This is a genomic window from Pseudomonas sp. ADAK2, from assembly GCF_012935755.1.
Classification (GTDB): Bacteria; Pseudomonadota; Gammaproteobacteria; order Pseudomonadales; family Pseudomonadaceae; genus Aquipseudomonas.
The window spans coordinates 6,918,400-6,931,000 of sequence record NZ_CP052862.1; the positions used below are offsets into that span (position 1 = coordinate 6,918,400).

Consider the following 12,601-nt stretch of genomic DNA (forward strand, 5'->3'; position numbering starts at 1 on the left):
GCTTGCCCGCGAAGAACGATAACGCGGTCTTCCGGGTACACCGCGTCCATTCCATCGCGAGCGCGCCTACGCTTTATCGAGCTTCTTCTCATGCGCCGTTACCTGCTGGCACAACTCGATCATCTGCTCGCGCATCCAGCGGTTGGCCGGGTCCTGGTCGGTGCTTTCGTGCCAGTAGAGGTGGGTTTCCACCGGCGGCACGTCGTTGACCGGCAGGTTGAACGCGTGCAGGTCATGCCGACGGGCAAAACGCTCCGGCACGGTCATGACCATGTCGGTCTGCTGCAACACCTGGGACGCCATCAAGTAATGCTGGGAACGCAGGGCGATCTTGCGCTGAATCCCCATTTTCCCCAACGCGAGGTCAACATGCCCCAGGCCACTGCGGCGGCTGGAAATATGGATATGGGTCAGGGACAGGTAATCATCGAGGCTGAATTTCTCCTTGCCCGCCAGCGGATGGCCCTTGCGCATGGCGCACACGTAACGGTCTTCCATCAACTTGACGTGGCGCACTTGCGGGTCGGTGTTGAGCGGCGCATCCACGGCAAAATCCAGGCGCCCGGCCGCCAGTTCCTTGGTGGTTTCGCGGCGCTTGGACAGGAAACTTTCGATAATCACCGCCGGCGCGAGGCGGCGCAGGCGCTGGAACAGCGGCGGCAGGATCACCGCCTCGGTGAGGTCGGTCATGCTGATGCGGTAGGTCTTGACCGCTTGCAACGGGTTGAAGATGCGGCTTTCCTGCACCGACACCCGCAGCAAGGAAAGAGCGTTGCGCACCGGGCCGATGATGTTCTGGGCCATCGGCGTCGGCACCATGCCCTGGGCGGTGCGTACGAACAAAGGGTCGTTGAAGGTCTCGCGCAGGCGGGCCAGAGCGTTCGAGACCGCAGGCTGGGTAATGCCGACAATCTGCCCGGCGCGGGTCAGGTTGGCTTCGGTGTAGATCGCGTCGAAGACGATGAAAAGGTTGAGGTCGACCTTGCTCAGATTCATTACGCGGCTCTCTTGTTGTAGGGGCGTTTTTGGCCTTGATGATCAGCCGATCATATATCGGTGATGAATGTTAATACACGCTGAGAATAGGCTAGGTAAATTTTCGTAGCTGTTCTAGCATCGATCGCATGACCTAAACAACCTCTGCCCAAGAAGGTAATTGCTCATGGATTTCGCTTATTCGCCCAAGGTTCAGGAACTGCGTGAGCGCGTGACCGCGTTCATGGACAGCTACGTTTATCCCGCTGAAGCCGTGTTCGAGCGTCAGGTCGCCGAAGGCGATCGCTGGCAGCCGACGGCGATCATGGAAGAGCTCAAACTCAAGGCCAAGGCCGAAGGTTTGTGGAACCTGTTTCTGCCCGAGTCCGAACTCGGCGCCGGCCTGACCAACCTCGAATACGCACCCCTGGCCGAAATCATGGGCCGCTCGCTGCTCGGTCCCGAGCCGTTCAACTGCTCGGCGCCGGACACCGGCAACATGGAAGTGCTGGTGCGTTACGCCAACGAAGAACAGAAGCAGCGTTACCTCGAACCGCTGTTGCGCGGCGAGATTCGCTCGGCGTTCGCCATGACCGAGCCGGATGTGGCTTCGTCCGACGCCACCAACATGGCCGCCCGCGCCGTGCGTGATGGCAACGAGTGGGTGATCAACGGCAAGAAATGGTGGACCTCAGGCGCTTGCGACCCACGCTGCAAGATCCTGATCTTTATGGGCCTGAGCGATCCCGATGCACCGCGCCACGCCCAGCACTCGATGATTCTGGTGCCGGTGGATACCCCCGGCGTGAAAATCGTCCGTCCGCTGCCGGTGTTCGGTTATGACGATGCACCCCACGGTCACGCCGAAGTGTTGTTTGAAAATGTCCGGGTGCCGTACGAAAACGTTCTGTTGGGCGAAGGACGCGGCTTCGAAATCGCTCAAGGTCGCCTTGGCCCAGGCCGGATTCACCACTGCATGCGCTCGATCGGCATGGCCGAGCGTGCGCTGGAATTGATGTGCAAGCGTGCAGTCAGCCGAACCGCATTCGGCAAACCGTTGGCGCGACTCGGCGGCAATATCGACAAGATTGCCGACTCGCGGATGGAAATCGACATGGCGCGGCTGCTGACGTTGAAAGCGGCGTACATGATGGACACCGTGGGCAACAAGATTGCGAAAAGCGAAATCGCGCAGATCAAAGTCGTCGCACCGAACGTGGCCTTGCGCGTGATTGATCGGGCGATCCAGATCCATGGCGGGGCCGGGGTATCCAATGATTTCCCGTTGGCCTACATGTACGCCATGCAACGCACCCTGCGCCTGGCCGACGGCCCGGACGAAGTGCACCGCGCGGCGATTGGCAAGTTTGAGATTGGTAAATATGTGCCGAAAGAGATGATGCGTAGCGGGCATTAAGCGTGCAAAGGCTGTGATTTCTACACGTTCAATGTAGTCATCACAGCCCATTTGCCGGTGACCCAGGAAGGTTGTTTCAGAACCTTAGCGTTGCACACCGCATAGCACTGCATTCCCCGAATTGTTCCTGTTACCAACAATGATGATTCGATTAGCTTGAAGAGTCAGGTCATATGGAATACCGGCTAGCAATCCTTTGATCCAGCCATTATTACCGAACCCGGAATCAAGAGAGCCATCGGCATTCAGTCGTCCCCAAGCCATTTGGGAAGGGAAGCCTGGGGTCCAGCCAGCGGCAACTATCTTTCCGTCATCCGGCTGCACCGTCACTGTTCTCCAAGAGCCATTTGCATGGCCGAGATCAATCAATACCTCGCTCCCATTGTTGAAAGTCAGATCGGGTGCGCCGTCAATATCGAACCTCATTATTAACGCTTTCCCATTGCTGAAGCCTGCACATACCAATTTGCCGTCGGGCTGGACAATCATTTGTTCAAGCCAATAGCGACCTGGTTGCGAATCAAAATACACATAACCGTCAGTACCAAAACTTGTATCGAGAGACCCAGTCGTTTCATAGCGTGAAAGCACAATTCGTTCAATGTCTAACCAATAGCTACCGCCGACGACTATCTTCCCATTTGGCTGAACGGCCACGCTGTGCATATTGCTGTAGCCTTCGCCGTAGCTGATTTTGATGTGCCCTTGCTCTCCAAAGTCTTTATCTATAGCACCTGCCGTCGTTAATCGCGTCAATTGACCGTTGCGCGCTGACATCCCTGCATCTTCCGTGCGCTGGCTGAGAATCAGTATTTTTCGATCCAGTTGAATGCACCCATCGGAAGGATAGGCGTTGTTCGAAAACGCTGGCAGGGGTAATGAGACACGCCCGAAAGCAAGGTTGGGTGTGCCGTTTTCATTCAGTAGCGTTACAGCGGGAATTCCCTCATCGGCAAAGGTAATGTCGCCGATAACCAGAATATTGTTACCGCTCAGTATCAGTCTGCGGGGAATGGAATTCCTTCCCTCCTGAAACTGCCATCTAAAAACGCCGCCTTCTCCAAAGGAGGTGTCCGGTGAGCCGTCTGGGTGAACACGATAAATTTCAAAGTGGCTGTCATTGTGAATGGCGTAAATCAGCATGCCATTTGCGGTCGAGACGACGGAGTGGGTGACCGCATTTTCAGGTCCTTCGACGAAACCGCGAAAACCGAAGTTTCTGTCAATATCGCCTGCTATCAGGGGAATGTGGCTGCTCATGGTGGTTTTCCTACGCTAGTGGCCGCGTCACCGAATTCACCTGCTTTAGGCCGGAGTTGACAGGTCAGTATTGAAACTGAGTATCGGGTCGCAGCGAGGAAAGCAGCATCTGTAAAAATTGACAGTTTTAAATTCTTTGTGGGCCATTTTTGTGACTTTGAGAGCCAGGGGCGCAGATGTGCGTCCGAGCCTGGTTAATACACCCAAACCTCAACCCGCCGATTTTTGATCCGCCCCTCATCCGCACTATTCGCCGCCACCGGCATCTCGGCGCCAAAGCCGCGAATCTCGCGAAACACCACGCCGCTTTTCACCAATTCCCGCCGCACCGCCATCGCCCGCAGTTTCGACAGCAGGTCGGCCCGCGCCGGATCGCTCTTGGCATCGCCAAATCCCACCAGCGTTACCTCGCGGTTGCTCTTGTCGTGCTGCTTTATATAGTCGAGCACCCGCGAGAGATCCTGCCGGGCCTTGTTATCCAGGCTTGCGCTGCCTTCTTCGAAGCGAAAATTCACGGTCAAGCGCTGGGCATGCCGGCTCAGGGCCTGATAACCCTCGGGCATCAGCGCATTCGGCGTGACGGCCATCGCCTGTACGGTCTGTGCGATAAAGCCGTTGGCCGCGACAATCGCCTGGCCCTTGTTGCTTTGGGCGAATGCCACCAACGCCTCGGCCCAGGGATTTTTGCTGTTGGGCGGCAGGTAAAAGAACAGTCGTCGGGACAGCGGATAGTCTTCGGTGGCAATCAAACTGTTGAGCGGCAACATCGCCTGGGATTGCCCGTCGACGATGGCCACAGCTTTGGCCTGGCGCACGTAGGGCAGGCCGATAAAACCGATACCTTGCGGATCGAGGCTGACCGCATCGGACAATTGCTCGCTGGATTCGAAACGTTTTGCCGCGCTGCTCAGACTTTTCCCACGCCGGCTGAGGACCAATTCCTTAAACGTATCGTAAGTGCCCGACTGATCGTCCCGCGCATACAGATGAATCGTCCCACCGACCCCGCCGAGTTCTTCCCACGTGCTGGCCTCGCCGCTGAAGATCCGCGCCAGTTGTTCGGTATTGAGCTGGTTCAGCGGATTTTGCGGATGGAGGATGATTGCCAGGCCATCGATGGCGATGACTTGCTCGGCAGTGGGGCTTTTCAGGTCACCCAGGGATTTGAGGTCCGCCAGTTCGCTGTCCTTGATCGGCCGCGAAGAGGCGGCCAAGTCAGCGGAAGCGTTTTTCAGTGCGGTAAAACCAGTGCTGGAACCGTGGGCCGCGACTTCGATCACCACCCGCCGACCCTCGGCTGTTTGCCCGACGATCCTTTGTTCGTTGGCTTTGTCCGGGGTTTCGCTGTGGACCTTGAGCAGGCCTTGTTCGCGCATCAACCCTTCGACCAGCGCCGGGCCGAGATCCGCGCCAATGGTGTTGGAGCCCTGGATGCGCAGCACCGTCCCGTGGTCGGGTGTCGGCAAATCGACGGCCAACGCCGTGAATGGCAACACTGCGCAGAGCATCGACAGGAACAACACGCGCAGGGTCATGCCGGCACCTTATGAGGACATGGAAAGTGCCGGGAGAATAAGTCAGTAAGGTTTCAGAAAGATGACGCCGATCGTTCCCACGCTCCGCGTGGGAATGCATCCCGTGACGCTCTGCGTCACATCCAACAGCGGAACGCGGAGCGTCCCTGGCGGCATTCCCACGCAGAGCATGGGAACGATCAGTCGAACCGGATCAGCTCAATTCAAGCCAGATCGGCGCATGATCCGACGGTTTTTCCATCGCACGCAAATCGTAATCCACCCCGGCGTCCTTCACCCGTGGCATCAAGCCGTGGGAGGCCATGATCACGTCAATCCGCAGCCCGCGTTTTGGCTCGTCTTCAAACCCGCGACTGCGGTAGTCGAACCAGCTGAAACGATCGGCCACGTCCGGGTTCAAGTGACGGAAACTGTCCACCAGGCCCCAGTTCTTCAGGCGCGCCATCCACTCGCGTTCTTCCGGCAGGAAGCTGCACTTGCCGGTTTTCAGCCAGCGTTTCATGTTGTCCGGGCCGATGCCGATGTCGCAGTCTTCCGGGGAAATGTTCACGTCGCCCATCACCACCAGCGGCTGCTCGTTGGTGAACTGGCTTTCCAGCAGCTGCTGTAAATCGTTGTAGAAACGCTGCTTGGCCGGGAATTTAGTCGGGTGATCGCGGCTTTCGCCCTGGGGGAAATAGCCGTTCATGATCGTCACCGGCACGCCATTGGCGTCGGCGAACGTGCCCCAGATGAAGCGCCGTTGAGCGTCTTCTTCATCGGTGGCAAAGCCTTTATGCAGGGCAATCGGTTCCTGGCGCGAGAGCAGGGCAACGCCGTAATGACCCTTTTGCCCGTGAAAATACACGTGGTAGCCCAGGGCCTGGACCTCGGCCAGCGGGAACTGGTCGTCGTGGACCTTGGTTTCCTGCAGGCCGATGACGTCCGGTTGATGCTTTTCAATCAGCGCCGCCAGCTGATGCGGGCGAGCGCGCAGCCCGTTGATGTTGAAGGAGACGATCTTCATGGTCGGCAGTCCTGGCAAAAGGGCGATGCTAGCTGACATGTAGGAATGGGGCCAGTGTTGGGGTGAGGGGATTCGTGTTTGGCGGTCGGTTATGGTCTATACCTGTGTGGGATCGGTCTGCTCCACGCCGCAACACTGATTCGGATCAGAAAGGAACTGTGCCAGCGCTATAGGCTCGTAACCAGAAGAGTGCCGTCATTTGAACGGTGCCCCGGGGAGAATTACCGATATGCCTGAAACCTCGACCGCCATCGCCGATATCCACATGCTCGACAGCGGCTACTCCCGCGAAGCGCGCTCCTTGCTGTATCAGGCTTACCGCCACGAGCCGACCTTCGGCTACCTGTTCGAAGCCGAGCGCCCCGGATACGAACAACGGGTGCGCGCCACCGTGCGCGAACTGGTCAAACAACATTTTCTCCAGGATTTGCCGGCCATTGGCCTGCTGGTCAACGACCGCTTGATCGGCATCGCCCTGATCGCGCCGCCGCAACGCCGTTTGGGCATCACCGAAAGCTGGGCCTGGCGCCTGCGCATGGTGCTCAGCACCGGTTTTCGCTGCACCCGGCGCTACCTCGAATACCACGAAGCCGTCAGCGCCTGCGCGCCTTCCGATGCGGTGCACGTACTGCCATTGCTGGGGATTCACCCGCAATTCCAGGGCAAACACTTCGGCGAACAACTGCTGCAAGCCGTCCACAACTGGTGCGCCGTGGATGAAAACTCTCAAGGCGTGATCCTCGACACCGGGAATCCTCGTTATCTGGAGTTCTATAAGCGTCAGGGCTATGAGGAAATCGGCGAAGTGGCGGTAGGACCGATCCGCGAGCATGTGTTTTTTCACGCCAATCCGCAGGTGTTACAAACCGCAACGGCATAAAGGTAGAACTTTCACCGCACGCCAGGCTCTATCACGCTCCCAAGCTCGTGATAGCATCCGCGCCTATGAAGTTTCCAGGAAGATTTACCAGTGGCGTGCTCATGCTGTTATCCAGCTGCACGGCACTGGCGCAAAGTGAATTGGCTGTGCGGATCAAACCGTCCAACGATGAACTGAAAGCCAATATAGAGGGCTATATCGGCAGCCTCGGCGATCGTGACGAAGAAGCTTTGCTGCGCTTCAGTCGCGGCGCCGAAGAACAGGCGCGCAAGGCCGCCCAGGCCTTGGGTTATTACCAGCCGCAGATCGACAGCGAAGTGAAGGGCGGCAAGACCCCGCGCCTGACCCTGAACATCGACCCCGGCGAACCGATCCATTTGCGCAACGTCACCGTGCGCATCGACGGGCCCGCCGCCTCACTCAAATCCTTTCGCAAGCCGCCGCCGGAATTGCTCAAGCCGGGCGCGGTGCTCAATCACGGTCACTACGAAGACGCCAAGCGCCTGATCCAGAACCAGGCCTCGCGCTTCGGCTTTTTCAGCGGACGCTTCACCAGCCAGAAACTATTGGTGGACCCGCGTGCCGGCGTCGCCGACGTCGAACTGAGCTACGACAGCGGCCCGCGCTACGCCCTGGGCAAAGTCACGTTCGAAGGCGACACGCCGTTCGACGAAGACCTGCTGCAACGCATGGTCCCATTCAAGGCTGGCGCGCCATACGACTCGGAACTGATCGCCGAACTCAATCAGGCGCTGCAATCGAGCGGCTATTTCGAAGGCGTGCGCGTGGACGCGGCACCGACCGCGTCCAAGGACGACGTGATTCCGGTCGCGGTCAAACTCGACACCCGCAAGCCGCGCACCATGGGCCTCGGTCTGGGCTATTCCACCGACGTCGGCCCGCGCATCAAGGCCAACTGGACCCGGCACTGGGTCAACCCGCAAGGCGACAGCTATGGCTGGGAAGCCGAACTGTCGGCGCCACGGCAGAACGTCGGGGTGTTCTACGACATTCCTCTGGACCCGCCGCTCACCGACAAACTGCGCTGGGCCGCCGGCTATCAATATGAAGAAATCGCCGACACCGACAGCCTGAGCAAGCTGCTGACCCTCGGCCCCGAGTGGCACAGCAAGTTGCCCAGCGGCTGGCAACGGGTGGTGTCGCTGAAATGGCAACGCGAGGAATACACCCTCGGCGATGACTCGGGCCTGAGCACGTTGCTGATGCCGGGCGTCAGTTATTCCTATCTGAAAAGCGACAACCGCATCGACCCGCACAACGGCTATCGCCTGACTTTCGAAACCAAAGTCGCCAAGGAAGGACTGGGGTCGGACACCAACCTGCTTTACGGCACCGCGCTGGTCAAAGGCCTGACCACGGTGTTCGATAAACACCGTTTCCTCGGGCGGGTGCAGGTCGGCGGCAGCGCCACCAACGGCTACAAATCGGTGCCGCCGTCCCTGCGCTTCTTCGCTGGCGGCGATCAGAGCGTGCGCGGTTACGACTACCAGAGCCTGTCCCCGGAAAACTCCGAGGGCGACCGCATCGGCGGCCGCTACATGATTGCCGGCAGCGTCGAATATCAATATTCCATCGCCGAAAAATGGCGAGTCGCGACGTTCATCGACCAGGGCAACTCCTTCAACACACTCGAACTGCCGAACCTCAAGACCGGCGTCGGTATCGGCGTGCGCTGGGTCTCGCCGGTGGGGCCGATCCGCCTCGACCTGGCCCATGCGATGGATGACGACGGCGGCATTCGACTGCACTTTTCCATGGGGCCTGAGCTGTGAAGCGTGGTTTGAAAATATCGCTGTTGGCGATTTTGTCGTTGCTGATGCTGATCGTATTGGCAGTGGCCACGGTGCTGGGCACGGCGACCGGCAGTCGCTGGGCGCTGGGGTTTGTACCGGGTCTGACGGTGGATAATTTCCAGGGTCGCTTGGGCGGGCAGTGGAGCGCCGATCATCTGTTGTGGCAGCAGGACAGCAGCCGGGTTGAGCTGAACAAGGTGATTTTCGCCTGGTCGCCGCTGTGCCTGATGCGCATGACCCTGTGCATCGAGCAATTGCAGGCCGATCAGGTCAGCCTGCAATTCCCGCCGGGTGCCGAGGAGGAAGGCAGCGGCCCGATTAAACTTCCGGACCTGAAACTGCCGCTGGCGATCGAGCTGGGCGACGTCAAGGTCGGCAGCCTGCTGTTCAACGGCAGCGAAGAACTCAAGGGCCTGCAACTGGCGGCGCACTGGAGCGAAAAGGGGATGCAGATTGATTCGGTGCAATTGCAGCGTGACGACCTGAGCCTGAACCTCTCCGGCTCGCTGCAACCCGGCGGTAACTGGCCGTTGAGTGCCGAAGGCAAACTGACCCTGGCCACCCCCGCGCCGTGGACCCTGGCCTTGAAAATCGATGGCGACCTGCTGAAAACCCTGAACCTCAAGGCCGACAGCAGCGGTTACCTCGACGGGCAGCTGACTGGCGAGCTGCAACCGCTGGCGGAAAACCTGCCGGCCAAGGTGCGGATCACCGCTGACGGCTTCAAGCCTGCCGCCGATCTGCCGGACACCCTGCAACTCAATCAGCTTGAACTCACCGGCGAAGGCGACCTGAAAAACGGTTATCAATTGCTGGGTAAAGCCACGTTGCCTGCCGAACAAGGCCCGGTCGCGCTGTTGCTGCAAGGCAAGGTCGACGCCAAGGGCGCGCAGATCGCCGGCCTCGACCTGACCGCCAACGACAAGCAAAGCCTCAAGCTCACCGGCAACCTCGACTGGAGCCAAGGCCTCAGCGCCCAAGCGAAGATCGACTGGCTGGACTTCCCGTGGCACCGCCTCTATCCGCTGATCGACGAGCCGCAAGTGGCGTTGCGCAGCTTCAACGGCGAAGTCTCCTACACCGACGGCAAATACCTCGGCAACTTTAAAGCAGCACTCGACGGCCCGGCTGGCGCGTTCAGCCTGAGCAGCCCGTTCGCCGGCGACCTGACGAAAATCTACCTGCAACAACTCCAGCTCGAAGCCGGGCAGGGCAAGGCCGAAGGTCACCTGAACCTGCAATTCGCCGATGGCATTGCCTGGGACACCGCGCTGGACCTGTCGGCGCTCAACCCGGCGTACTGGATGGCGGAATTGCCGGGCACGTTGGCCGGGCCGTTGCGCAGCAAAGGCGAAATGAAAAACGACCAGCTCAGCCTGAGCGCCGACCTCGATTTGAAAGGCAAACTGCGCGGCCAACCGGCGGTGATCCAGGCCAAGGCCGAGGGTGCCGGCGAGCAATGGAACCTCAACGCCTTGCAGATCCGCCTCGGCGACAACAGCATCAACGGCAAGGGCAGCCTGCAACAGAAACTCGCCGGGCAGATCGACATCAAAATGCCGCGCCTGGCCCAGCTCTGGCCGCAACTGCGCGGTCAGCTCAATGGTCGGGTCGATGTCGCCGGCACGCTTAAAGCGCCGCAAGGCAAGCTCGGGTTGCAAGGTTCGCAACTGGCCTTCGAAGACAATCGCCTGCAAAGCCTGAACCTCGACGCCACCCTCGACAGTGCCCAACGGGCGAAGATCGACCTCAAAGGCAGCGGCATTCAGGCCGGTGAAACCGCGCTGGGCACGTTGACCGCCAGCGGCCAGGGCGATATCAAGAACCAGAAACTCAGCCTCGACCTGCAAGGCCCGCAGCTGAAACTGGCGCTGGGCCTCGACGGTGCATTGGACAAGGGCAACTGGCGCGGACGTTTGGCCAGCGGCGATATTCAGGCCGGTGGTCAGGACTGGAAGCTGCAAGGCCCGGCCAAGCTTGAGCGATTGGCCGACGGCAAGATCAATTTCGGCGCCCATTGCTGGATGTCCGGCCCAGCCAGTTTGTGCGGCGAAGACCAGCGCCTGATGCCTGAACCGAAGCTGCGTTATCACCTCAAGCAATTCCCGATCGACAGCCTCGCCCAGTGGTTACCCAAGGACTTTGCCTGGAAGGGCAAGCTCAACGCCGACCTGCAACTCGATCTGCCGGCCAGCGGCCCCAACGGCCAGATCAGCATCGATGCCAGCGGCGGCACCTTGCGCATGAAAGACAAAGATCAGTGGCTGGACTTCCCGTACCAGACCCTGAAACTCACCAGCAAACTCACGCCCAAGCGCATCGACACCGACCTCAACTTCGTCGGTGGCAAGCTCGGCGAGTTGATGGTGCAGGCGCAGATCAACCCGCTGGCGAAGAACAAACCACTGACTGGCTCATTTCGCCTCAATGGCCTGGACCTGTCGGTGGCGCGGCCGTTTGTGCCGATGGTCGAGAAGCTTACCGGTCGCTTGAATGGCAGCGGCACCTTGTCCGGCGGGCTGCTGGCGCCGCTGGTCAACGGCAACCTGGTGCTCAGCGATGGCGAAGTGTCCGGGGCTGAATTGCCGATGGAGCTGCAAGCCTTGCAGCTGCAAGCAGTGATTGCCGGTGAATCCGTGCAATTGAACGGCGGCTGGAAAAGCGGCAAGAGCGGGCAGGGCAGTTTGAACGGCAACATCGCCTGGGGTCAGGCGCTGGTCGTCGATCTGGCGCTCAAAGGCACGCAATTACCGGTCACCGTCGAGCCCTACGCCAAGCTCGAAGTGGCGCCGGATCTGAAAATCTCGATGAAGGGCGACGAACTGGCCATCGCCGGCAAAGTGCTGGTGCCCAAGGGTGAAATCACCGTGCGTGAATTGCCGCCATCGACGGTCAAGGTTTCCGACGACACGATCATCGTCGGCGCGCAGACCGAACAAGGCAAACCGCCCATCGCCATGAAGATGGACATCGATGTGGTGGTCGGTGAGGACAAACTCAGCTTTGCCGGGTTTGGCCTGACGGCGAACCTGCAAGGTCATGTGCACATCGGCGACAACATGGACACCCGCGGCGAACTGTGGCTCAACGATGGTCGTTATCGCGCCTACGGTCAGCGCCTGACGGTGCGACGTGCGCGTTTGCTTTTTGCCGGGCCGCTGGATCAGCCGTACCTGGACATCGAAGCGATTCGTCAGACTGACGACGTGATCGCCGGCATTCGCTTGAGCGGCAGCGCCGAGCAGCCAACCACGCAAATCTTCTCCGAACCAGCCATGAGCCAGGAGCAGGCGCTGTCCTATCTGGTGCTCGGGCGTCCGTTGAGCACCACCGGCGAAGACAACAACATGCTCGCTCAAGCGGCGCTTGGGTTGGGCTTGATGGGCAGTTCCGGGGTGACCAGCGGTTTGGCCAAGGATTTGGGCATTCAAGACTTCCAGCTCGACACCCAGGGCAGCGGCGACGCTACCAGCGTGGTGGCCAGCGGCAACATCTCCGAGAAACTCAGTTTGCGTTATGGCGTTGGCGTGTTCGAGCCGGCGAGTACCATTGCGTTGCGCTACAAGCTGAGCAAAAAGGTTTACGTGGAAGTGGCCAGCGGCGTGGCTAGTTCACTGGACATCTTCTACAAACGGGATTTCTAACCCTCACGCCTGATCGTTCCCACGCTCCGCGTGGGAATGCCTCCCGGGACGCTCCGCGTTCCGCTCCTGG

Annotated in this window: 8 protein-coding genes; 4 read left to right on the plus strand and 4 right to left on the minus strand. The window is 59.7% G+C overall.

Annotated features, from left to right (window positions below; translation table 11 throughout):
• Nucleotides 1–66 precede the first annotated feature (66 nt).
• A complete protein-coding gene (locus HKK52_RS31595; RefSeq protein WP_133838709.1) occupies nt 67–996 on the minus strand; it encodes a LysR family transcriptional regulator in 930 nt (309 codons plus the stop codon).
• Nucleotides 997–1,162: 166 nt separating this feature from the next.
• Between HKK52_RS31595 and HKK52_RS31600 the strand changes: the two genes are divergently transcribed.
• Entirely contained in the window at nt 1,163–2,392 is a 1,230-nt protein-coding gene (locus HKK52_RS31600) for an acyl-CoA dehydrogenase (RefSeq protein ID WP_169374007.1), read from the plus strand.
• An 84-nt stretch (nt 2,393–2,476) separates the two neighbouring features.
• Here HKK52_RS31600 and HKK52_RS31605 read toward each other — a convergent pair whose 3' ends face one another.
• The 3 genes from HKK52_RS31605 to xthA all read right to left on the minus strand — a co-directional run bounded on the left by HKK52_RS31605 (nt 2,477) and on the right by xthA (nt 6,193).
• The gene (locus HKK52_RS31605) at nt 2,477–3,652 is read right to left on the minus strand and encodes a hypothetical protein (protein ID WP_169374008.1); all 1,176 of its coding nucleotides are present in this window, start codon (nt 3,650–3,652) and stop codon (nt 2,477–2,479) included.
• A gap of 194 nt (nt 3,653–3,846) precedes the next feature.
• Nucleotides 3,847–5,187 (minus strand): substrate-binding domain-containing protein, encoded by a 1,341-nt coding sequence (locus HKK52_RS31610; protein WP_169374009.1) that lies wholly within the window; start codon nt 5,185–5,187, stop codon nt 3,847–3,849.
• A gap of 193 nt (nt 5,188–5,380) precedes the next feature.
• The gene (gene xthA / locus HKK52_RS31615; RefSeq protein ID WP_169374010.1) at nt 5,381–6,193 is read right to left on the minus strand and encodes an exodeoxyribonuclease III; all 813 of its coding nucleotides are present in this window, start codon (nt 6,191–6,193) and stop codon (nt 5,381–5,383) included.
• A gap of 229 nt (nt 6,194–6,422) precedes the next feature.
• On the opposite strand from xthA, the gene HKK52_RS31620 reads away from it, so the two are divergent.
• From HKK52_RS31620 to HKK52_RS31630, 3 genes are all read left to right on the plus strand, one after another.
• Nucleotides 6,423–7,073, plus strand: a complete 651-nt coding sequence (locus HKK52_RS31620) for a GNAT family N-acetyltransferase (protein ID WP_169374011.1) — start codon at nt 6,423–6,425, stop codon at nt 7,071–7,073.
• A 65-nt stretch (nt 7,074–7,138) separates the two neighbouring features.
• Nucleotides 7,139–8,866: an autotransporter assembly complex protein TamA gene (locus HKK52_RS31625; RefSeq protein WP_169374012.1), complete on the plus strand. Its 1,728-nt coding sequence runs from the start codon at nt 7,139–7,141 to the stop codon at nt 8,864–8,866.
• Nucleotides 8,863–12,531 carry a translocation/assembly module TamB domain-containing protein gene (locus HKK52_RS31630; RefSeq protein WP_169374013.1) on the plus strand — a complete coding sequence of 1,223 codons (3,669 nt, stop codon included), beginning with the start codon at nt 8,863–8,865 and terminating at the stop codon, nt 12,529–12,531. The genes HKK52_RS31625 and HKK52_RS31630 overlap by 4 nt, the downstream gene beginning before the upstream one ends.
• The last annotated feature ends 70 nt before the right edge of the window (nt 12,532–12,601 follow it).